A 20,588-nucleotide genomic window follows, 5' to 3' on the forward strand; every position below is an offset into this window, starting at 1 on the left:
GGGGAGACTTTTTAAGCTGTTCAGGAAACCGGATCACGAAATCAGTTTTTGCATTTCAGAAATAAACAATTTCCATGAAGCTAGTTCTCATTTTCCTCCAGCTTACAAGTATTACACGGTAAATTTTTGCCAATAAAGTAACGATAAATTGCTGCCCCGGCGCACGCGCCGATGATCGGTGCCACAATCGGGACGATAAAGTATGGGATATCGCGTCCCCCCGTCATCGCAACATCTCCCCATCCGGCAAACCAGGCAAACAACTTAGGACCAAAATCACGCGCCGGATTCATGGCAAATCCTGTGAGCGGACCTGTTGATGCACCGATGACGGCAACCAGAATACCAATCAGCAATGGCGCGAGAGGACCTTTAGGCACCCCATTGCCATCGTCCGTCAGCGCCATAATCATACCCATCAGAATGGACGTGATGACCACTTCCACCAGCGCCGCTTGCCATACGCTAAGCGCAGAGGCCGGATAAGTACTAAAAATACTGGCCAGTTGCAGGCTTTCAAGACTGCCACGAACCATATGGTGCGCCGTCTCATATTCAATGAATAAACTGCCGTACAGCAAATAGGCCAGCAACGCGCCGCCAAAGGCACCCGCGACTTGCGCGACCGTATAGGGTAAAACTTTACGCCCAGGGAAACAGGCAAACAGCCACAGAGCGATGGTAATCGCAGGGTTGAGGTGTGCCCCGGATATTCCGGCAGTCAGGTAGACCGCCAGCGAAATCCCAAGACCCCAAATGATGCATATTTCCCATAACCCTAAACTCGCACCGGCCACCTTAAGGGCACTCAGGCATCCAATGCCAAAAAACAGGAACAGCCCGGTACCTAAAAACTCGGCAATGCATTGCGCTTTTAGTGAATCGTTCATTGTGACACCTTCTAAGCAGAGTTCGTGTCTGTACCAGCGGACTCCCTGCTGGCAGTAGAGTACTTCAAGGCTTACTATAAAAAGCGCCGTCGGCAAATTGTTGGCAATCTGAGCACTTCCACCTTTTTAAAATCGTGTAGTGATAACAAATTCTTGCTGTCAGCATTATTAAAACAGCTAACAAAAACGGGCATTAGCCCTATTAAAAACGCATTATAAAAATAATAAAATATTGCCAACAGCAGATTTCTGTTTTCAAACAAACATCACAATTTCATTTCCCCCGCATAGCAAATGATATTTATCGTGTCACTAGCAAAAATGTAAATCTGGTATTGACATAACCAATTTTTCACATCCACAAAATAATAAAAAACATTTAAAAACAATCAGATAAAAGAATATCAAGCAATTTTATATCACCGATCGCTTACTATTTTTTCACTCTCCGTTTCAAGTCAGCCATTCTTTTTCCTCGCTTCTTTTTATAGTCATGAAAATCGGAACAACCCAGGCGAGGTCTTTATGCAACAAGAAGCGTTAGGAATGGTAGAAACCAAAGGCTTAACTGCAGCCATAGAGGCCGCAGATGCAATGGTGAAGTCAGCCAATGTGATGCTGGTCGGCTACGAAAAAATTGGTTCAGGGCTGGTCACCGTGATTGTTCGCGGTGATGTTGGCGCGGTAAAAGCGGCAACAGATGCAGGCGCCGCTGCCGCACGTAATGTGGGTGAAGTGAAAGCCGTACACGTGATCCCACGTCCTCATACCGATGTCGAAAAAATCTTACCGAAGGGAATTAGCTGATGAGCAGCAATGAGCTGGTTGAACAGATCATGGCGCAGGTGATTGCTCGGGTGGCAACGCCAGAACACAAGGCTATCCCTGAAAATAATCTTCCAACACGAGAGACGGCTATGGCAGAGAAAAGCTGCAGTTTAACGGAATTTGTCGGCACCGCGATTGGCGACACCGTCGGTCTGGTGATCGCCAACGTCGACAGCGCCTTACTGGACGCGATGAAGCTTGAAAAACGCTATCGCTCCATTGGCATTCTAGGCGCCCGTACCGGCGCAGGCCCCCATATCATGGCCGCGGATGAAGCGGTAAAAGCCACCAATACTGAAGTGGTGAGCATTGAGCTTCCGCGAGATACCAAAGGCGGAGCAGGCCACGGTTCACTGATTATCCTCGGCGGCAACGATGTTTCCGACGTAAAACGCGGAATTGAAGTCGCGCTGAAAGAACTGGATCGCACATTTGGTGATGTCTACGCCAATGAAGCCGGTCACATCGAAATGCAATACACCGCACGTGCCAGCTATGCGCTGGAAAAAGCTTTCGGCGCACCCATTGGTCGTGCCTGTGGTGTGATCGTCGGCGCACCGGCATCTGTTGGTGTACTGATGGCCGATACCGCACTGAAATCGGCCAACGTCGAAGTGGTGGCTTATAGCTCCCCTGCCCATGGTACCAGCTTCAGTAACGAAGCCATTCTGGTTATTTCCGGTGACTCTGGCGCCGTACGTCAGGCCGTCATCTCCGCGCGCGAAATCGGTAAAACCGTGCTTGCGACCCTCGGCTCAGAACCGAAAAACGATCGTCCGTCCTACATCTGATACCCGTGAGGCTGATTCATGAGATCGAAAAGATTTGAAGCACTGGCGAAACGCCCTGTGAATCAGGACGGCTTCGTTAAGGAGTGGATCGAAGAAGGCTTCATTGCGATGGAAAGCCCGAACGACCCAAAACCGTCCATAAAAATCGTTAACGGTATGGTCACCGAACTGGATGGTAAAGCCGCCAGTGAATTTGATTTGATAGACCATTTCATTGCCCGCTACGGTATTAATCTGGCGCGCGCTGAAGAAGTGATGGCGATGGACTCGGTCAAACTCGCCAATATGCTCTGCGATCCTAATGTGAAACGCAAAGACATCGTTCCGCTGACCACCGCGATGACACCGGCAAAAATTGTCGAAGTGGTTTCGCATATGAACGTCGTCGAAATGATGATGTCGATGCAGAAAATGCGCGCCCGCAGAACCCCTTCTCAACAAGCGCACGTCACCAACGTTAAAGACAACCCGGTGCAGATTGCGGCCGATGCAGCAGAAGGCGCATGGCGCGGATTTGACGAGCAGGAAACAACCGTTGCCGTGGCACGCTATGCCCCGTTTAACGCTATTGCTCTGCTGGTCGGTTCACAGGTTGGGCGTCCCGGCGTATTAACCCAGTGCTCGCTGGAAGAAGCCACCGAACTCAAACTCGGCATGTTAGGCCACACCTGCTATGCAGAAACGATTTCCGTGTACGGTACTGAGCCGGTCTTTACCGATGGTGACGATACCCCATGGTCAAAAGGCTTCCTGGCCTCTTCTTATGCCTCACGCGGTCTGAAAATGCGCTTTACCTCAGGCTCAGGCTCAGAAGTGCAGATGGGTTATGCAGAAGGCAAATCCATGTTGTATCTGGAAGCCCGCTGCATTTACATCACCAAAGCCGCTGGCGTGCAGGGTTTACAGAACGGGTCCGTTAGCTGCATCGGCGTCCCTTCCGCCGTACCGTCAGGTATCCGCGCAGTGCTGGCAGAAAACCTGATCTGCTCGTCACTGGATCTCGAATGCGCCTCCAGTAACGACCAAACCTTTACCCACTCGGATATGCGCCGTACCGCGCGTTTGCTGATGCAATTCCTGCCAGGAACTGACTTCATCTCTTCCGGTTATTCCGCCGTTCCGAACTACGACAACATGTTTGCAGGCTCTAACGAAGATGCCGAAGACTTTGACGACTACAACGTTCTCCAGCGTGACCTGAAAGTCGACGGGGGTTTGCGTCCGGTGCGTGAAGAAGACGTCATCGCCATTCGTAACAAAGCGGCCCGCGCACTGCAGGCAGTGTTTGCTGGAATGGGATTGCCACCCATCACCGATGAAGAAGTTGAAGCCGCAACTTACGCCCACGGCTCGAAAGATATGCCAGAACGTAACATCGTTGAAGACATTAAGTTTGCGCAAGAGATCATCAGCAAAAACCGCAACGGACTGGAAGTGGTGAAAGCCCTGGCCCAGGGCGGATTTACCGATGTTGCTCAGGATATGCTCAACATCCAGAAAGCCAAGTTAACCGGAGACTATCTGCATACCTCCGCCATTATCGTCGGCGACGGACAGGTGCTTTCCGCGGTGAATGACGTCAACGATTATGCCGGTCCGGCAACAGGTTATCGCCTGCAAGGCGAACGCTGGGAAGAAATTAAAAACATCCCCGGCGCACTTGATCCCAACGAGCTTGGCTAAGGGGTGAACTATGGAAATCAATGAAAAGCTGCTGCGCCAGATAATTGAAGATGTGCTGTCTGAAATGCAGACCAGCGATAAGCCTGTTTCTTTCCGCTCGTCTGCTGCGGCAACCGCACCGCAGATGGCGACCGCGCCTGGTGACAGTTTTCTGACCGAAATTGGCGAAGCCAAACAGGGTCAGCAGCAGGATGAAGTGATTATTGCCGTTGGTCCGGCGTTTGGGCTCTCGCAGACCGTCAATATCGTCGGTATTCCGCACAAGAATATTTTGCGCGAAGTGATCGCGGGTATTGAAGAAGAAGGCATTAAAGCACGCGTCATCCGCTGCTTTAAATCCTCCGATGTGGCGTTTGTCGCCGTGGAAGGTAACCGTCTGAGTGGTTCCGGTATTTCAATCGGCATCCAGTCCAAAGGCACCACGGTTATCCACCAGCAGGGGTTACCGCCGCTTTCTAACCTGGAGCTGTTCCCTCAGGCCCCACTCCTGACACTGGAAACCTACCGCCAGATTGGTAAGAACGCCGCGCGTTACGCCAAGCGTGAATCTCCACAACCGGTCCCGACGTTGAATGATCAGATGGCGCGTCCGAAGTACCAGGCGAAATCAGCCATTCTGCACATTAAAGAGACCAAATACGTCGTGACGGGCAAAAACCCGCAGGAACTGCGCGTGGCGCTTTGATAAAGGATAACTCCATGAATACCGACGCAATTGAATCGATGGTTCGGGATGTGTTGAGCCGAATGAACAGTCTGCAGGGAGAGACCGTCACTCCAGCCGCGACTGGTTCATCAGCGCATACCGCGAAAGTGACGGATTACCCGCTCGCCAATAAACACCCTGAGTGGGTAAAAACCGCCACCAATAAAACGCTGGATGACTTCACGCTCGAAAATGTGCTGAGCAATAAGGTCACCGCACAGGATATGCGTATCACACCAGAAACGCTGCGCATTCAGGCGGATATCGCCAAAGATGCCGGACGTGACAGGCTGGCGATGAACTTTGAACGTGCCGCAGAACTGACCGCAGTACCTGACGATCGCATCCTTGAGATCTACAACGCCCTGCGCCCATACCGCTCAACCAAAGACGAGCTGATGGCCATCGCCGACGATCTCGAAAATCGTTATCAGGCAAAGATTTGCGCAGCCTTCGTACGTGAAGCAGCAGTGCTGTACGTCGAACGTAAGAAACTCAAAGGTGACGATTAATTTTAGGGAAAAATGATGCGACATATAGCTGGCATTGACATAGGCAACTCATCAACAGAAGTCGCTCTCGCGACTCTGGATGACGCTGGCACGCTGAGCATTACAACCAGCGCACTGGCAGAAACGACTGGAATTAAGGGCACGTTACGTAATGTGTTTGGTATTCAGGAGGCGCTTACGCTTGCAGCAAAAAATGCAGGCATCAATGTCAGCGATATTTCGCTCATCCGTATTAACGAAGCCACGCCAGTCATTGGTGATGTGGCGATGGAGACGATCACCGAAACCATCATCANGCGCTCATCCGTATTAACGAAGCTACTCCGGTCATTGGCGACGTGGCGATGGAAACGATCACCGAAACCATCATCACTGAGTCCACTATGATCGGTCATAACCCTAAAACGCCAGGCGGCGTCGGGTTAGGCGTCGGCATCACGATTACGCCGGAAGACCNCGAGTCAACCATGATAGGCCACAACCCTAAAACGCCTGGTGGGGTCGGGTTAGGTGTTGGCGTCACAATTACGCCGGAAGAGTTGTTAACCCGTCCGGCGGATATGCCTTATATCCTGGTGGTGTCATCGGCATTCGATTTTGCCGATGTCGCCACCATGATTAATGCCTCCGTTCGCGCCGGATATCAGCTAACCGGCGTTATTTTGCAACAGGACGATGGCGTGCTGGTCAGCAACCGTCTTACTACGCCGCTGCCCATCGTCGACGAAGTGCGCTATATCGATCGGATCCCGTTAGGGATGCTGGCGGCCATTGAGGTCGCCATCCCCGGAAAGGTGATTGAAACGCTCTCTAATCCTTACGGGATTGCGACAGTTTTTAACCTGAATGCGGACGAGACCAAAAATATTGTCCCTATGGCACGTGCCCTGATTGGTAACCGCTCAGCGGTCGTCGTGAAAACACCGTCGGGCGATGTAAAAGCGCGAGCCATTCCTGCCGGAAACCTCGAACTCCAGTCGCAAGGACGTACTGTTCGCGTCGACGTTGCCGCAGGCGCGGAAGCCATTATGAAGGCGGTAGGCGAATGCCCACGGCTTGATAACGTTATCGGCGAAGCAGGAACCAATATTGGCGGCATGCTGGAACATGTACGCCAGACCATGGCGGAGTTAACCAACAAGCCCAGCCATGAAATCTTCATCCAGGATTTATTGGCAGTTGATACCTCCGTTCCCGTCAGCGTGACGGGGGGACTCGCCGGAGAGTTCTCGCTGGAACAGGCGGTGGGTATTGCCTCAATGGTGAAATCAGATCGCCTGCAAATGGCGATGATAGCCCAGGAGATCACGCAAAAGCTCAACATCGACGTTCAGGTAGGCGGCGCTGAAGCCGAAGCGGCCATCCTGGGTGCCCTCACTACGCCGGGCACGACGCGTCCGCTGGCCATTCTGGATCTCGGCGCAGGTTCCACTGACGCCTCAATCATTAATCCAAAAGGCGAAATTATTGCCACACACCTGGCGGGTGCGGGCGATATGGTCACGATGATTATTGCCCGTGAACTGGGACTGGAAGATCGTTACCTCGCCGAGGAGATCAAAAAATATCCGCTGGCGAAAGTAGAAAGCCTATTCCACCTTCGCCACGAAGATGGCAGCGTTCAGTTCTTTCCTTCTCCCCTGCCGCCAACGGTATTCGCCCGGGTCTGTGTGGTGAAACCCGATGAACTGGTGCCATTACCTGGGGACCTGGCTCTGGAGAAAGTTCGCGTCATTCGCCGCAGCGCCAAGGAGCGCGTTTTTGTCACCAATGCGCTGAGAGCGCTTCGTCAGGTTAGCCCCACAGGAAATATTCGCGACATCCCGTTTGTGGTTCTGGTTGGTGGCTCTTCTCTGGACTTCGAAGTTCCACAGCTGGTAACGGATGCGCTGGCGCACTACCGGCTGGTTGCGGGTCGCGGCAATATTCGCGGTACCGAAGGCCCACGAAATGCTGTCGCAACTGGGCTTATCCTCTCCTGGTACAAGGCATTTGCTCATGGAAAGTAACCTCAGCGCACCGGCTATCGTGATCTTCACCCTGGGAGAGGACATGTCACTCTGGAATGACGTCCTGCTGGGTATTGAAGAAGAAGGGATCCCCTTTGTGGTTCAGGAGAGCCATTCCGCCGACATCATCCACAGCGCATGGCTGGCGGCATGTCAGTCACCGCTGCTCGTCGGCATTGGATGTAACCGGGAACAACTGGTAGTGCACTACAAAAATTTACCGACCTCAGCGCCACTTTTTACGCTGACGTATCAACAAGATAGCCACGCTCGTCGGCGCATCGGCAATAACGCTGCGCGGCTGGTTAAAGGCATTCCCTTCCGGGAATGCCACTCATAATCCACAGGAGAAAAGCAGTATGAATAACGCACTGGGACTGGTTGAAACAAAAGGGCTTGTCGGCGCTATTGAAGCCGCTGATGCCATGGTGAAATCCGCTAACGTGCAGTTGGTTGGTTACGAAAAAATTGGCTCGGGCCTTATCACCGTCATGGTTCGTGGGGATGTCGGCGCGGTTAAAGCTGCTGTAGACGCTGGCAGCGCTGCCGCCAGCGCCGTTGGCGAGGTGAAATCCTGCCACGTCATCCCGCGTCCACACAGCGACGTCGAAGCCATTTTACCTAAATCCGCTTAAACCGTTGCAACAAGGAGCACAGCGTGAAGCAATCACTGGGATTACTTGAAGTTAGTGGTCTGGCATTAGCCATCAGTTGCGCGGATGTCATGGCGAAAGCCGCCTCCATCACGCTGGTGGGCCTCGAAAAAACCAACGGCTCAGGCTGGACGGTGATCAAAATCATCGGGGATGTGGCCTCCGTGCAGGCGGCCATTTCCACCGGTGCCAGCTTTGCAGACCAGCGGGAAGGTCTGGTTGCGCACAAAGTCATTTCCAGACCCGGGGAAGGCATCCTTTCGCACAGCGTCGTTTCGACGCCTGAGCCCATCCCTGAACCCACACCTGTCGAGGTGGAAGTACAGGTGGTTGTGGAAAGTGAATTACCCGAAGCACCACAAGATACAGACCTGATTAGCTGCAATCTGTGTCTCGACCCTGCCTGTCCGCGCCAGAAGGGAGAGCCTCGCTCACTCTGCCTGCATTCTGGTAAACGAGGTGAAGCGTAATGGATAAACAGCAACTGGAGACTACGGTCAGTAAAGTACTGGATGAAATGCGCGAGCGCCCTATTCCACTGGGGATCTCTAATCGTCATATCCATCTTTGTGCTGAAGATTACGCTCGTTTGTTTCCCAATCAGCCCATCAGCGAGAAAAAAGGTCTGCTGCAGCCTGGACAATATGCCGCAGATCAGACCGTTACGCTGGTGGGTCCAAAAGGCCAGCTAAAAAATGTGCGTTTGCTGGGACCGCTGCGTAGCACCAGCCAGGTAGAAATCTCCCGCACCGACGCCCGCACGTTGGGTATCGCTGCGCCGTTGCGTATGTCCGGCAATATTCAGGGAACGCCGGGCATTCGCCTGGTGAGTCCTTTTGCTGAACTGGATATCTCATGCGGAGTGATTGTCGCCCAGCGGCACATTCATATGTCACCGCTTGATGCGCTGATCCTACGCGTGTCACATGGCGATAAAGTCTCCGTCGCCATCAATGGAGATGAACGCAGACTGATCTTCGATAACGTTGCCGTTCGCGTATCGCCGGATATGCGTCTTGAAATGCATATCGACACTGACGAAGCCAATGCTGCAGGGGCGGATAGCCCACAGGCATTCGCCACGCTGGTGAGCTCACGATGAACAATGAACTGCTGCAACGCATCATCGGGGAGGTCGTCTCCCGATTACAAAAACGCGCGGACAGTTCGCTCTCTCTGAGCGTCGCGCAGTTACGGGAAGCCGATCCCCGGGCGCTGGTTTGTCAGTACTCCGCTCTGATTATCGAGCACGCTGATTTACCTCTGCTGGCGCATATTGCGCAACACGATTCATCCGATGTGTCAGCGATCACTCTCCACGAAGCCCTGGCCTGTGGCGTTCGCGTGAAGATATCGCTGCAGCATCAATTGCTACCGGCGATCCCCGTACGAAAACTCGCGCGACTGCCGCTGGAGTTCAGTGATGAACGCGGGCAAACCATCATTCTGCATCCCGAGACGCTTTTAAGTTATGCCGATGTAGCCCGATTACAAGGTGGGTTTCTGGTGCTACGCCGTCGATGTGTTGTGACCGCACTGGCAAAAGAAACCGTCAGTATGCGCAATATCCAATTAATTAAGCAGGAGTGAACCATGCATCTGGCACGCGTTACAGGCGTCGTGGTATCCACGCAAAAATCACCGTCACTGGTTGGAAAAAAACTGTTACTGGTACGTCGGGTAACAGCCGACGGCGAACTACCGCAATCGCCAACAGCGGGTGACGAGGTCGCAGTTGACTCAGTAGGTGCCGGTACCGGTGAGCTGGTTTTACTCAGCAGCGGCTCCAGCGCCAGACACGTTTTTAGCGGCCCCAATGAGGCTATCGATCTGGCCATCGTTGGCATTGTCGACACGCTTTCTCGCTAGGAGGAACTATGGCGATTTATACCCGAACAGGCGATGCCGGTACGACAGCGCTCTTTAGCGGACAGCGCGTCAGTAAAACACACCCGCGCGTTGAGGCTTACGGCACGCTGGACGAACTCAACGCGGCGCTGAGCCTATGCGTCTGCGCGGTACAAAGCCCGCAACACCGTGTGTTACTTGAAGAAATTCAGTTACAGCTGTTTTGGTTCAGTGCCGAACTGGCCAGTGAAAGCGAACAGCCCACGCCCTCCCAACGCTACATCAGCTCGGAGGACATTGCAGCACTTGAGGCTGCCATCGATACCGCGATGGCGCGAGTGCCTCCCCTGCACAGTTTTATTTTGCCCGGACGCTGTGAAGCCGCCAGCCGTCTGCACTTCGCCCGCACGCTTGCCCGTCGCGCTGAAAGACGGCTTGTCGAACTCTCCACAGATGCCTCCATCCGACAGGTACTGATGCGCTATATCAACCGCCTGTCCGATTGCTTATATGCGCTCGCCAGGTCTGAAGATTATGACGCGCACCAAAACACGCTCATTCAGAAGGTGGCTGAGCGTTACGTGGCAGCGACCCAGACATCGGCAGTTCAGGAGTCTGCTATGTCATTGTCATTTCAGGAACTCCATCAGCTTACGCGTACGGCGGTAGCGCGTGCACAAGCACTCAAAGTTCCGGTTGTCATCAGCATTGTGGATGCAAACGGCACACAAACAGTGACCTGGCGCATGCCCGATGCCCTGCTCGTCAGTAGCGAGCTGGCACCGAAAAAAGCGTGGACCGCCGTGGCGATGAAAACCGCCACCCATGAACTGAGCTCAGCGGTGCAACCGGGCGCTGCACTTTACGGTCTGGAAAGCCATATGCAGGGAAAAGTCGTCACGTTTGGTGGCGGATACGCACTATGGCGAGAAGGTTTACTCCTTGGGGGTCTTGGCATCAGCGGAGGAAGCGTTGAGCAGGATATGGACATTGCAGAAACCGCCATTGCGGCGATTAACGTGAGAACACATCAATGAATACGTCAGAACTTGAAACCCTTATCCGCACTATTTTGACTGAACAGCTCGAACCGGCAAAAGCAGAGATAAAGGGTGGCGGTATTTTTCCATCCGTCGGTGAAGCAATCGATGCCGCACATCAGGCCTTTTTACGTTATCAGCAATGCCCACTGAAAACCCGTAGCGCCATTATTAGTGCTCTACGGGAAGAACTGACACCTCATCTGGCCTTGTTGGCGGCAGAAAGCGCAACCGAAACGGGAATGGGCAACAAAGAAGATAAATTTCTCAAAAATAAAGCCGCGCTGGATAACACCCCCGGTATTGAAGATCTAACCACAACCGCCCTCACCGGTGATGGCGGCATGGTGCTATTTGAATATTCCCCCTTTGGCGTAGTGGGTTCCGTTGCTCCTAGCACCAACCCAACGGAAACTATTATTAACAACAGCATCAGTATGTTAGCAGCAGGGAATAGCGTTTACTTCAGTCCGCACCCGGGCGCTAAAGTGGTTTCACTCAAGCTGATTGCCATGATTGAAGATATTGCCTTCCGCTGCTGCGGGATCCGAAATCTTGTTGTCACAGTCACAGAACCCACTTTTGAAGCTACCCAGCAGATGATGGCGCACCCTAAAATCGCAGTTCTGGCGATTACCGGTGGCCCGGGCATTGTGGCTATGGGTATGAAAAGCGGGAAAAAAGTCATTGGTGCCGGTGCCGGGAACCCCCCCTGCATCGTTGATGAAACCGCCGATCTGGTTAAGGCCGCGGAAGACATCATCAACGGCGCATCGTTTGATTACAATCTGCCCTGCATTGCAGAGAAAAGCCTAATTGTTGTCGAAGTGGTTGCCGAACGACTGATTCAACAGATGCAGTCTTTTGGGGCGTTGCTGCTAAACAGCGAAGAAGTGGACAAACTACGCGCCACCTGTCTGCCAGAGGGAATGGCGAATAAGAAACTTGTCGGAAAAAGCCCGGCAACGTTACTGGAAGCGGCAGGTATACCCGTTCCAACAAAAGCGCCTCGTCTGTTGATGGGCGTCGTCAAGGCTGACGATGTGTGGGTTACCAGCGAACAGTTGATGCCCATGCTCCCTGTCGTGACGGTTAACGATTTTGACAGTGCGCTAACGTTGGCGCTGAAGGTTGAAGAGGGACTGCACCATACTGCCATTATGCACTCGCAAAATGTGTCGCGTTTGAATCTTGCTGCTCGCACGTTGCAAACGTCTATTTTTGTGAAAAATGGCCCCTCTTACGCCGGTATTGGCGTCGGCGGAGAAGGTTTCACCACCTTTACCATCGCCACCCCAACCGGTGAAGGGACAACGTCTGCGCGAACGTTTGCACGTTCTCGTCGTTGCGTGCTGACCAACGGTTTTTCTATCCGCTAATGAGGCCGTAATGAATAGCTTTTCACTGCAAACTCGATTGTACAGCGGCCAGGGCAGTTTGAGCGTGCTCAAACGCTTCACGAATAAGCATATCTGGATTATTTGCGATGGTTTTCTTGCGCGTTCGCCGCTGATTGCAACGCTGCGCGATGCGTTACCTGCGGATAATCGCATTAGCGTGTTCAGTGATATCACACCCGATCCCACCATCAATACGGTAGTACAAGGGATTGCACAAATGCAGTCCCTGCGACCGGATGTGGTGATTGGCTTTGGTGGAGGGTCGGCGCTTGATGCAGCGAAAGCGATTGTCTGGTTCAGCCGTCAGTTTGGCATCGAAATCGAAACCTGTGTAGCCATCCCCACCACCAGCGGAACAGGCTCTGAAGTGACCAGCGCCTGCGTGATCGGCGATCCGGAGAAAGGCATTAAATATCCGTTATTTAATAATGCCCTCTACCCGGATATGGCGATCCTTGACCCAATGCTGGTGGTCAGCGTACCGCCTGCCATCACCGCCAATACCGGAATGGACGTGCTGACGCATGCGCTTGAAGCGTACGTCTCCACCAAGGCCAGCGACTTCACTGACGCGCTGGCTGAAAAAGCAGCGCAAATTGTCTTCCAGTATCTGCCCATCGCCGTCAGCAAAGGCGATTGCCTGGCTACCCGAGGAAAAATGCACAACGCCTCAACCCTCGCGGGGATGGCGTTTAGCCAGGCTGGTCTTGGAATTAACCATGCCATAGCGCACCAGCTCGGCGGTCAGTTTCATCTGCCGCACGGCCTTGCTAACGCACTACTCCTGACCTCTGTGATTCACTTTAATGCCCGCGATCCCAGGGCCACAAAACGGTATGCCCGCTTCGCGAAGGCCTGCCACTTATGCCCTGATAACGCAAACGATACGGCGGCACTCAATGCGCTAATTCATCATATTGAGCAACTCAAAAAACAGTGTGCGTTACCCTCTTTCACAGACGCGCTCAAAGACGGAAAGCAAACCTGGTCACAGCGTATTCCCTCGATGGTTCAGGCGGCTCTGGCGGATGCCACGCTGCAAACGAATCCCCGCGATGCTGATGCCGCTGCCATCCAGGAACTGCTTGAGGAATTATTATGAATACAGCCATGACGGCTGAACCCATTTGTTATGATGCTCAGACAATACGCGATCGCGTGCGCGCTGCAGGTGTAGTGGGAGCCGGTGGTGCCGGCTTTCCTGCCCATGTCAAACTGCAGGCGCAGGTCGATACGTTTCTGGTCAATGCTGCAGAATGCGAGCCGATGCTGAAGGTTGATCAGCAATTAATGGCCGTGCAGGCGGCCCGACTGATACGCGGCGTGCAGTATGCCATGAAGACCACTGGCGCCAGCGCCGGCATTATCGCCCTTAAAGAAAAATATCAGAAAGCCATCAGTGCGTTAACACCTCTCCTGCCCGCCGATATCAGGTTACACATTTTGCCTGATGTCTACCCGGCTGGCGATGAAGTGCTGACAATCTGGATGGCAACCGGACGGCGGGTGCCTCCTGCTGCTCTCCCGGTTAGTGTGGGCGTGGTGGTCAATAACGTCCAGACCGTACTTAACATCGCACGAGCCGTTGAACAGCAGTTCCCCGTTACGCGTCGTACATTAACCGTCAATGGCGCAGTTGCCCGGCCGGTTACCCTGACCGTACCTGTCGGTATGTCGCTGCGCGAAGTGCTGGCATTGGCTGGCGGCGCTACCGTCGATGACCCCGGATTTATTAACGGCGGTCCGATGATGGGCGGTCTGATTACTTCTCTGGATACACCAGTCAGTAAAACGACCGGTGGCCTGCTGGTACTACCGAAATCCCATGCGCTGATCCAGCGACGAATGCAGGATGAACGGACCGTGCTCTCAGTTGCCAAAACCGTCTGCGAGCAGTGCCGCTTGTGCACGGATCTGTGTCCACGACACTTGATTGGTCATGAACTCTCACCACATTTGCTGGTTCGCGCGGTCAACTATCAGCAGGCCGCCACACCGCAATTACTGCTCACCGCCCTGACTTGCTCAGAATGCAACGTCTGTGAAAGCGTGGCCTGTCCGGTGGGGATTTCTCCGATGCGCATTAACCGCATGCTGAAACGCGAGCTACGTGCGCTCAATCATCGTTATGAAGGCCCGTTAAACCCTGAAGATGAAATGGCGAAGTACCGTCTGATTCCGGTGAAACGGCTTATTACCAAACTGGGTCTCAGTGACTGGTATCACGATGCACCATTAGACCAGACAGATCATCCCACTGAAAAAACAACGTTGTTGTTACGCCAGCATATTGGTGCCAGTGCCATTCCTTGTGTGCAAAAAGGGGAGCGCGTTGTGCGCGGCCAATGTGTTGCAGAGATCCCCGAGGGCGCATTAGGTGCGCAGGTTCACGCCAGTATTGACGGTATTGTCAGCGAAATCACAGATCAGTCCATCACGGTAATAAGAGGTTAACCATGTCTCAGGCTATAGGGATTTTAGAACTCACCAGCATTGCCAAAGGAATGGAAGCCGGCGATGCGATGCTGAAAAGCGCTAATGTGAATTTGCTGGTCAGTAAAACCATCTGCCCGGGAAAATTTTTGCTGATGCTGGGTGGTGACGTTGGCGCAATACAGCAGGCCATTGCCGCAGGAACCTCACTTGCTGGAGATATGCTCGTCGACAGCCTGGTCCTGCCTAACATTCATGCCAGCGTTCTGCCGGCGATCAGCGGACTCAATAGTGTAGATAAACGTCAGGCGGTAGGGATTGTTGAAACCTGGAGCGTTGCGGCTTGTATTTGTGCCGCCGACCGCGCGGTAAAAGCCTCCAATGTCACGCTGGTAAGAGTGCATATGGCGTTTGGTATTGGCGGTAAGTGCTACATGGTTGTCGCGGGCGATGTTTCCGATGTGAATAACGCCGTGACGGTCGCCAGCGAAAGTGCTGGTGAAAAAGGTCTGCTGGTCTATCGCTCGGTGATCCCACGTCCGCATGAAAGCATGTGGCGCCAAATGGTGGAGGGGTGATGGAAATGCAGCCGACGACGGATCGTATGATTCAGGAATATGTGCCCGGAAAACAGGTCACACTGGCGCATCTTATTGCTAATCCTGGTAAAGATTTGTTCAAGAAACTTGGCTTGCAGGATTCAGTCTCGGCGATTGGCATTTTAACTATTACGCCCAGCGAAGCCTCCATTATCGCCTGTGATATCGCCACTAAATCGGGTGCAGTAGAGATTGGTTTTCTGGACCGCTTTACCGGCGCAGTCGTATTAACCGGTGATGTTTCGGCCGTTGAGTACGCGCTGAAACAAGTTACCCGCACGCTGGGCGAAATGATGCGTTTTACCGCCTGCCCGATTACGCGGACATGACGTAATGAAACGCATCATGTTCATTGGACCCAGCCAAAGTGGGAAAACATCGCTCACCCAGTGTATGCGTGGCGAAGCGCTTCATTATCAGAAAACCCAGGCTATCGTCTGGTCTCCCACGGCGATAGACACACCTGGGGAATATCTGGAGAACCGCTGCCTGTACAGTGCGCTGCTGGTCAGCGCCTGTGAAGCCGACGTTATCGCGCTGGTGCTCAACGCTGACGCGCCCTGGTCACCTTTTTCTCCTGGATTTACCGGCCCCATGAACCGACCCGTTATCGGTCTGGTGACCAAAGCCGATTTAGCTAACCCGCAGCAGATTGCCCTCGTCGAGGGTTGGTTGATGCAGGCCGGGGCGCAAAACGTTTTTATTACCAGCGCGGTGAACAATACCGGCGTTGATGAGATGTTCAATTTTCTGCACGCAAAGGAATCGTCATGTCTCACAAAATAATGGCCATTAACGCAGGCAGCTCTTCTCTGAAGTTTCAGTTACTGGCGATGCCACAGGGCGAGATGCTCTGTCAGGGGCTGCTCGAGCGCATCGGGATGCCTGATGCAAAGGTCACGATAAAAACCCCGGTGCAAAAATGGCAGGAAACACTGCCGATTGCCGATCACCGTGAAGCGGTAACGCTGTTACTGGAAAAACTGCTCAGTCACAGCATCATTAATAGCTTACAAGACATCGACGGTGTTGGGCATCGCGTCGCGCACGGCGGAGAATCCTTTAAAGATTCAGTTTTAGTCACCGATGAATCGCTGGCAGAAATAGAACGTCTGGCAGAACTGGCTCCGTTGCATAACCCGGTTAATGCGTTGGGCATTGCTGTTTTTCGCCAACTGTTACCGTCGACACCTGCTGTAGCAGTTTTCGATACGGCCTTCCATCAGACGCTCGACGAGCCTTCTTTTATTTATCCCCTGCCCTGGCGTTATTATTCGGAGCTGGGTATTCGTCGCTACGGCTTCCATGGTACCAGCCACAAGTACGTCAGCCATACGCTGGCAGAAAAGCTGGGTGTGCCGCTCAGCGCTCTGCGAGTTGTGTGTTGCCATCTGGGCAACGGCAGCAGTATCTGCGCCATCAAGGGCGGACAATCCGTTAATACGTCAATGGGCTTTACCCCACAGTCTGGTGTGATGATGGGCACCCGTAGCGGCGACATCGATCCGTCGATTTTGCCGTGGATTGCCCAACGTGAAGGCAAAACACCACAGCAGCTAAATCAGCTACTCAACAACGAGTCGGGGTTACTTGGCGTATCCGGCATCTCTCCTGACTACCGTGACGTGGAACAGGCGGCTGATAGCGGAAACCGTCAGGCAGCGCTGGCGCTGACGCTGTTTGCCGAAAGAATTCGAGCCACCATTGGCAGCTACATTATGCAAATGGGCGGTCTGGATGCGCTGGTGTTTACCGGTGGTATCGGCGAAAACTCTGCTCGTGCCCGGGCAGCAATTTGCCACAACCTCAATTTCTTAGGGCTGGCGGTAGATGAGGACAAAAACCAACGTAATGCGACCTTCATTCAGACAGAAAACGCGATGGTCAAAGTGGCCGTCATCAATACCAACGAAGAGCTGATGATCGCGCAAGACGTAATGCGTATAGCGATTGCAGAAACTGTGACGCTGAGCATTCCCGCTTAACACTGCTGCGCCGCAGATTGCGGCACATCATGGTAATAGCGCGATCGCCATGACACTATGCGCCGAAGATTGCTAATCACAAAGGTGAAAAGACGTGGCTGTTGCGCAATGCCCCGCATCATGCGGAGAACTTATCCAGGGCTGGATTCTGGGCAGCGAGAAATTGGTCTCCTGCCCGGTTGAATGGTACAGCACCGTTGAAGTCAGCTCCGGCTCGCCGCTTGCCGATGAGCGGCCTCTTTCACGGTCGATGGTTGACCGCTTGTTGCAGCACTGGCAATATCCGGCACATGTCAGTCAGGATATTCGTATTGATATCCACTCTACGATCCCCATCGCCAAAGGGATGGCCAGCAGTACGGCAGATATTGCCGCCACCGCCATCGCTACCGCCCACCATCTGGGCCATCAGTTAGATGAAGCCACGTTAGCGCAGCTTTGCGTTTCGCTCGAACCTACCGACAGCACCGTTTTTCGCCAGTTAACGCTTTTTGATCATAACGACGCATCCACTCAGATCGCCTGCGAAGCGCAGCCCCACCTCGACCTGCTGGTTCTCGAAAGCCCGGAAACGTTACGCACGGCAGACTATCACCGGATCCCGCGCCTGGCCGGGTTACAGGCAGGCGCACCTGCCCTCAAACGAGCTTGGGAAAAAGTGCAGGAAGCTTGCTCAAGTCAAAACCCGTACCGGATGGGCGAAGCGGCCACGCTAAGCGCCATTGCCAGCCAGATGTTGTTGCCAAAACCGGATTTCGATTCGTTATTATCGCTGGTTGAAGAATGTGATTTATACGGTGTGAACGTTGCCCACAGCGGCAGCGTGGTTGGCCTGATGCTGGACAGAACGCGTCATGACATTGACTACATCAAATGGATGCTGGTGCAGAAAAAACTGACTACACACTGGCCGGAACAGCATTTGCTACGGATGGTAACGGGCGGGGTTGAATTACAGTAGGGACGATAGGGGCCGCATTACGCCCCTATCGTTTGCAACAATTACTCTGCTTTCGCTTCGCCGTTTTTCACTTCGCCCATGGCTTTAAGCTTTTTAGAAATGTCGCGACGCTCTTTAGAGATCTCGGCATTTTTGATGATGTAATCATCCACGCGATCTTCATAGTCGCTTTTCATGCTGGCAATAATGCCCTGGATCGCTTCAACGCTCATACCTGGCTTGATGTAGTCGCTCAGGTTGTCCAGCAGCAGGACACGTTTCTGGTTGTCACGGATCTTTTTCTCAACGTCCTGGATTTCACGTTGCAGTTTGTTCTTACGACGGAACAGACGAACAAATTCCAGCACGTCCTGGAAAGAAGGCTTGGTAGTTTCCATTTTTACACCCCTGATAATGTGAGATTCGGATTCGTTTAAACAACGGCTAAAGTGGGTCAACATTACTTTCATGCCCGCCATACTTCAAGTTGCATCTGCATTGACAATACACGGTTGAAACCTGAATTATCGAGGGTAAAGCCATTGCAGTTACCAATGGTTTTAGCCTTTTTCAGTATCATACCCTTAATCGTTGCTGAATCGAAGCAGCAGTAGAACCAATCCCCTCATCTGCGCTTTATTTGCGCAAAGCACGACATATTAAACGTGAGAGGAGTTCCAGCTGTCGTGCCATCTCCATATTCAGCCAGACATAACCATGAATAGGTGTTTCTGCAACGTTGTCGCCCTTATGTTCATCAATGAGCTGACGCATCTCGGTCACCGTATCATTGAGTTTTTCGGTGTTGGCAAGCACCGGTTGCGGATTACCTTCATAGAGAGCGTGCGTTATCGTCAGCAGCGCCTGTTGCATTCTGAGCTGAGTTTCACGCAGCGTATGCGCATTCAACATCACAAAATGACTGGACCGCGTTGCCCACAGCGCGTTGATTTGCAGTTCAAGCATGCACACCAGATTTCGATTAATCGTTTGAATGGCTTCAAAAACTGATTTTTGAATGCGCGTTTCTTTGCTGGCCGGAATGATTAAGCCGCGCATTTTAACGACGTCACTCAGCAACTGCTGTAAGTGCTTATCCAGCCGGGGTTGTTCGAGTAAGTTGGGTGATAGCGCGGCCTGATATACACGGTTATAGCCGGTAATGCAGTGCGCCAGTTGGATACGCCAGTGTATAAATGCGCGTTGCGGCCAGATCCAGGTAAACAGCATTGCCAGTAGCGAGCCGAGAATCACATCCCCCCCGCGCCAGAGTGCCGTGTTCATATCGCCCGCAGGTGCGCCAACCACGACGGCCAGCGTGATGCCGATCAGCAGCGCTTGATACGGTTTTTTACCCAATGCCAGCCAACCGCACAGGAACATCGCCACCGCACACCATATCAGCATCAGCGGCAATGAAAAGAGCTCCAGCCGGAGCGCCACCAGCCCAAGGACCGAACCCAGAATCGTGCCACCAATACGCTCAAAAGCTCGGGGGACGACATTGCCCCAAAAGGAAATCGGCCCCATGATCACCACCAGCGTGATCAGAGGCCAGGTACCTTCAGGGATGTCCAGCAGGCGAACCAGCAGAAAAGTGAGAAGAAACGCCAGCGAGATGCGAATACCATGCACCACACGATAATGACGATACAAGCGAATTTCAAAAGGACTCAGTGACTTATCTGCACGCACTCATGCACTCCGTCAGGGAATAGCAAAGAACAGAATTGTACCTGTTTTTTCAGTGAAAACATCACCGTTATCAACAGGCCTTTTATCCTGATTCACACCCAAAACCGTTACTTCGCCTGCACCGGCACGTACATTTCAATATCCCAGTATCCGTCCTCCACACCATTGTTTCGGTAAATTTCAAAACACGGTTTGGCCGATAACTGCCAGGACGAATCCTGCAACAGACGGTCAAAAAACTGATACCAGGGTGTGGCAAAGTCATGGTTTTCAACACGGGCAACGGCCACGGCATAGTCGCCGCCCGCCAGTTCAGTCAGGATCACCCCTTCGCTGTTTTCGGGGATCTCAAAACCTTCAGGCACTGAAACTACGGTATCGCAGCGCAGTTTATCTGCCGGAACCACGTCTGGGTTGTCGTAATAGACGGCTATCCATTCCAGCGGCACAATCTGGTTACCGTCGACCCACATAACCAGCTGTTCAAACCCCTGCTTTACCGTGTGTTCCCACGGTCCAACCATGTGAAACCCGGCAATCCTGCGTCTTTCTACCTGCTTTATCTCATACTCCATA

General features: G+C 53.0%; 24 protein-coding genes and 2 pseudogenes. 22 read left to right on the plus strand and 4 right to left on the minus strand.

Going from position 1 to position 20,588, the window contains the following annotated elements; genetic code table 11:
• Positions 1-80: 80 nt before the first annotated feature.
• Positions 81-890, minus strand: coding sequence for a propanediol diffusion facilitator PduF (gene pduF / locus FDX22_RS07500; protein WP_096756652.1), 810 nt, complete (start codon positions 888-890; stop codon positions 81-83).
• A gap of 525 nt (positions 891-1,415) precedes the next feature.
• Here pduF and pduA point away from each other — a divergent pair.
• The 22 genes and pseudogenes from pduA to FDX22_RS07605 all read left to right on the plus strand — a co-directional run bounded on the left by pduA (position 1,416) and on the right by FDX22_RS07605 (position 18,338).
• Positions 1,416-1,697: a propanediol utilization microcompartment protein PduA gene (gene pduA / locus FDX22_RS07505; protein ID WP_003030255.1), complete on the plus strand. Its 282-nt coding sequence runs from the start codon at positions 1,416-1,418 to the stop codon at positions 1,695-1,697.
• Entirely contained in the window at positions 1,697-2,509 is an 813-nt protein-coding gene (gene pduB / locus FDX22_RS07510) for a propanediol utilization microcompartment protein PduB (RefSeq protein ID WP_096756651.1), read from the plus strand. The genes pduA and pduB overlap by 1 nt, the downstream gene beginning before the upstream one ends.
• Before the next feature lie 18 nt (positions 2,510-2,527).
• Positions 2,528-4,192: a propanediol dehydratase large subunit PduC gene (pduC, locus tag FDX22_RS07515; RefSeq protein ID WP_096756650.1), complete on the plus strand. Its 1,665-nt coding sequence runs from the start codon at positions 2,528-2,530 to the stop codon at positions 4,190-4,192.
• A gap of 10 nt (positions 4,193-4,202) precedes the next feature.
• The gene (gene pduD, locus FDX22_RS07520; protein ID WP_096756649.1) at positions 4,203-4,877 is read left to right on the plus strand and encodes a propanediol dehydratase medium subunit PduD; all 675 of its coding nucleotides are present in this window, start codon (positions 4,203-4,205) and stop codon (positions 4,875-4,877) included.
• Positions 4,878-4,891: 14 nt separating this feature from the next.
• Entirely contained in the window at positions 4,892-5,410 is a 519-nt protein-coding gene (gene pduE, locus FDX22_RS07525) for a propanediol dehydratase small subunit PduE (RefSeq protein WP_115258155.1), read from the plus strand.
• A 15-nt stretch (positions 5,411-5,425) separates the two neighbouring features.
• Positions 5,426-5,704 (plus strand): annotated as a pseudogene (locus tag FDX22_RS32565) (diol dehydratase reactivase subunit alpha); the annotation flags it as partial.
• Positions 5,705-5,865: 161 nt separating this feature from the next.
• Positions 5,866-7,419 (plus strand): annotated as a pseudogene (locus FDX22_RS07530) (diol dehydratase reactivase subunit alpha); the annotation flags it as partial.
• On the plus strand, positions 7,409-7,759 hold the full coding sequence (locus FDX22_RS07535) for a glycerol dehydratase reactivase beta/small subunit family protein (RefSeq protein WP_096756647.1): 351 nt from the start codon (positions 7,409-7,411) through the stop codon (positions 7,757-7,759). The pseudogene FDX22_RS07530 and the gene FDX22_RS07535, both read left to right, overlap by 11 nt.
• Before the next feature lie 19 nt (positions 7,760-7,778).
• Positions 7,779-8,054, plus strand: coding sequence for a propanediol utilization microcompartment protein PduJ (gene pduJ / locus FDX22_RS07540; RefSeq protein ID WP_001057752.1), 276 nt, complete (start codon positions 7,779-7,781; stop codon positions 8,052-8,054).
• 23 nt (positions 8,055-8,077) lie between these two features.
• On the plus strand, positions 8,078-8,542 hold the full coding sequence (locus tag FDX22_RS07545; RefSeq protein ID WP_096756646.1) for a BMC domain-containing protein: 465 nt from the start codon (positions 8,078-8,080) through the stop codon (positions 8,540-8,542).
• Positions 8,542-9,174: a phosphate propanoyltransferase gene (locus tag FDX22_RS07550; protein WP_115258153.1), complete on the plus strand. Its 633-nt coding sequence runs from the start codon at positions 8,542-8,544 to the stop codon at positions 9,172-9,174. Before FDX22_RS07545 ends, FDX22_RS07550 begins: the two co-directional genes overlap by 1 nt.
• Complete coding sequence (pduM, locus tag FDX22_RS07555; protein ID WP_115258152.1) at positions 9,171-9,662, plus strand: microcompartment protein PduM; 492 nt, start codon at positions 9,171-9,173, stop codon at positions 9,660-9,662. The genes FDX22_RS07550 and pduM overlap by 4 nt, the downstream gene beginning before the upstream one ends.
• A 3-nt stretch (positions 9,663-9,665) precedes the next feature.
• Positions 9,666-9,941 (plus strand): EutN/CcmL family microcompartment protein, encoded by a 276-nt coding sequence (locus tag FDX22_RS07560; protein ID WP_096756643.1) that lies wholly within the window; start codon positions 9,666-9,668, stop codon positions 9,939-9,941.
• Between the two features lie 8 nt (positions 9,942-9,949).
• Positions 9,950-10,957, plus strand: coding sequence for a two-domain cob(I)yrinic acid a,c-diamide adenosyltransferase PduO (gene pduO, locus FDX22_RS07565; RefSeq protein ID WP_146716950.1), 1,008 nt, complete (start codon positions 9,950-9,952; stop codon positions 10,955-10,957).
• Positions 10,954-12,339 (plus strand): CoA-acylating propionaldehyde dehydrogenase PduP, encoded by a 1,386-nt coding sequence (gene pduP, locus FDX22_RS07570; RefSeq protein WP_146716951.1) that lies wholly within the window; start codon positions 10,954-10,956, stop codon positions 12,337-12,339. Before pduO ends, pduP begins: the two co-directional genes overlap by 4 nt.
• A 10-nt stretch (positions 12,340-12,349) precedes the next feature.
• Positions 12,350-13,462, plus strand: coding sequence for a 1-propanol dehydrogenase PduQ (locus FDX22_RS07575; protein ID WP_115258149.1), 1,113 nt, complete (start codon positions 12,350-12,352; stop codon positions 13,460-13,462).
• A complete protein-coding gene (gene pduS, locus FDX22_RS07580) occupies positions 13,459-14,814 on the plus strand; it encodes a cobalamin reductase PduS (protein WP_137362955.1) in 1,356 nt (451 codons plus the stop codon). The genes FDX22_RS07575 and pduS overlap by 4 nt, the downstream gene beginning before the upstream one ends.
• Positions 14,815-14,816: 2 nt before the next feature.
• Positions 14,817-15,371 carry a propanediol utilization microcompartment protein PduT gene (gene pduT / locus FDX22_RS07585; RefSeq protein WP_146716952.1) on the plus strand — a complete coding sequence of 185 codons (555 nt, stop codon included), beginning with the start codon at positions 14,817-14,819 and terminating at the stop codon, positions 15,369-15,371.
• Complete coding sequence (gene pduU, locus FDX22_RS07590; protein WP_096756638.1) at positions 15,371-15,721, plus strand: propanediol utilization microcompartment protein PduU; 351 nt, start codon at positions 15,371-15,373, stop codon at positions 15,719-15,721. The genes pduT and pduU overlap by 1 nt, the downstream gene beginning before the upstream one ends.
• A gap of 4 nt (positions 15,722-15,725) precedes the next feature.
• A complete protein-coding gene (gene pduV, locus FDX22_RS07595) occupies positions 15,726-16,178 on the plus strand; it encodes a propanediol utilization protein PduV (RefSeq protein WP_135911850.1) in 453 nt (150 codons plus the stop codon).
• Entirely contained in the window at positions 16,163-17,377 is a 1,215-nt protein-coding gene (locus tag FDX22_RS07600; protein WP_146716953.1) for an acetate/propionate family kinase, read from the plus strand. The genes pduV and FDX22_RS07600 overlap by 16 nt, the downstream gene beginning before the upstream one ends.
• 94 nt (positions 17,378-17,471) lie before the next feature.
• A complete protein-coding gene (locus FDX22_RS07605) occupies positions 17,472-18,338 on the plus strand; it encodes an L-threonine kinase (RefSeq protein WP_146716954.1) in 867 nt (288 codons plus the stop codon).
• Positions 18,339-18,379: 41 nt separating this feature from the next.
• On the opposite strand, the gene FDX22_RS07610 is transcribed toward FDX22_RS07605, so the two are convergent.
• The 3 genes from FDX22_RS07610 to sbmC all read right to left on the minus strand — a co-directional run bounded on the left by FDX22_RS07610 (position 18,380) and on the right by sbmC (position 20,587).
• Positions 18,380-18,715 carry a DUF496 family protein gene (locus FDX22_RS07610; RefSeq protein WP_003834176.1) on the minus strand — a complete coding sequence of 112 codons (336 nt, stop codon included), beginning with the start codon at positions 18,713-18,715 and terminating at the stop codon, positions 18,380-18,382.
• Between the two features lie 238 nt (positions 18,716-18,953).
• Complete coding sequence (locus FDX22_RS07615; protein ID WP_146716955.1) at positions 18,954-20,012, minus strand: FUSC family protein; 1,059 nt, start codon at positions 20,010-20,012, stop codon at positions 18,954-18,956.
• Positions 20,013-20,119: 107 nt separating this feature from the next.
• Positions 20,120-20,587, minus strand: coding sequence for a DNA gyrase inhibitor SbmC (gene sbmC, locus FDX22_RS07620; RefSeq protein ID WP_117343309.1), 468 nt, complete (start codon positions 20,585-20,587; stop codon positions 20,120-20,122).
• Between the last annotated feature and the right edge of the window lies 1 nt (position 20,588).

Source organism: Citrobacter sp. TBCS-14, from assembly GCF_005280805.1.
GTDB lineage: Bacteria > Pseudomonadota > Gammaproteobacteria > Enterobacterales > Enterobacteriaceae > Citrobacter > Citrobacter gillenii.

Excerpts from the sequence above, each read along its gene's own strand:
- pduC (WP_096756650.1), top strand. The coding sequence starts at position 2,528 with ATGAGATCGAAAAGATTTGAAGCACTGGCGAAACGCCCTGTGAATCAG.
- pduS (WP_137362955.1), top strand. The coding sequence starts at position 13,459 with ATGAATACAGCCATGACGGCTGAACCCATTTGTTATGATGCTCAGACA.
- pduM (WP_115258152.1), top strand. The coding sequence starts at position 9,171 with ATGAACAATGAACTGCTGCAACGCATCATCGGGGAGGTCGTCTCCCGA.
- pduD (WP_096756649.1), top strand. The coding sequence starts at position 4,203 with ATGGAAATCAATGAAAAGCTGCTGCGCCAGATAATTGAAGATGTGCTG.
- pduO (WP_146716950.1), top strand. The coding sequence starts at position 9,950 with ATGGCGATTTATACCCGAACAGGCGATGCCGGTACGACAGCGCTCTTT.
- pduJ (WP_001057752.1), top strand. The coding sequence starts at position 7,779 with ATGAATAACGCACTGGGACTGGTTGAAACAAAAGGGCTTGTCGGCGCT.
- pduA (WP_003030255.1), top strand. The coding sequence starts at position 1,416 with ATGCAACAAGAAGCGTTAGGAATGGTAGAAACCAAAGGCTTAACTGCA.
- pduP (WP_146716951.1), top strand. The coding sequence starts at position 10,954 with ATGAATACGTCAGAACTTGAAACCCTTATCCGCACTATTTTGACTGAA.
- FDX22_RS07575 (WP_115258149.1), top strand. The coding sequence starts at position 12,350 with ATGAATAGCTTTTCACTGCAAACTCGATTGTACAGCGGCCAGGGCAGT.
- pduF (WP_096756652.1), bottom strand. The coding sequence starts at position 890 with ATGAACGATTCACTAAAAGCGCAATGCATTGCCGAGTTTTTAGGTACC.
- pduU (WP_096756638.1), top strand. The coding sequence starts at position 15,371 with ATGGAAATGCAGCCGACGACGGATCGTATGATTCAGGAATATGTGCCC.
- FDX22_RS07560 (WP_096756643.1), top strand. The coding sequence starts at position 9,666 with ATGCATCTGGCACGCGTTACAGGCGTCGTGGTATCCACGCAAAAATCA.
- FDX22_RS07600 (WP_146716953.1), top strand. The coding sequence starts at position 16,163 with ATGTCTCACAAAATAATGGCCATTAACGCAGGCAGCTCTTCTCTGAAG.
- sbmC (WP_117343309.1), bottom strand. The coding sequence starts at position 20,587 with ATGGAGTATGAGATAAAGCAGGTAGAAAGACGCAGGATTGCCGGGTTT.
- pduB (WP_096756651.1), top strand. The coding sequence starts at position 1,697 with ATGAGCAGCAATGAGCTGGTTGAACAGATCATGGCGCAGGTGATTGCT.
- FDX22_RS07550 (WP_115258153.1), top strand. The coding sequence starts at position 8,542 with ATGGATAAACAGCAACTGGAGACTACGGTCAGTAAAGTACTGGATGAA.
- FDX22_RS07535 (WP_096756647.1), top strand. The coding sequence starts at position 7,409 with ATGGAAAGTAACCTCAGCGCACCGGCTATCGTGATCTTCACCCTGGGA.
- FDX22_RS07610 (WP_003834176.1), bottom strand. The coding sequence starts at position 18,715 with ATGGAAACTACCAAGCCTTCTTTCCAGGACGTGCTGGAATTTGTTCGT.
- pduT (WP_146716952.1), top strand. The coding sequence starts at position 14,817 with ATGTCTCAGGCTATAGGGATTTTAGAACTCACCAGCATTGCCAAAGGA.
- pduE (WP_115258155.1), top strand. The coding sequence starts at position 4,892 with ATGAATACCGACGCAATTGAATCGATGGTTCGGGATGTGTTGAGCCGA.
- pduV (WP_135911850.1), top strand. The coding sequence starts at position 15,726 with ATGAAACGCATCATGTTCATTGGACCCAGCCAAAGTGGGAAAACATCG.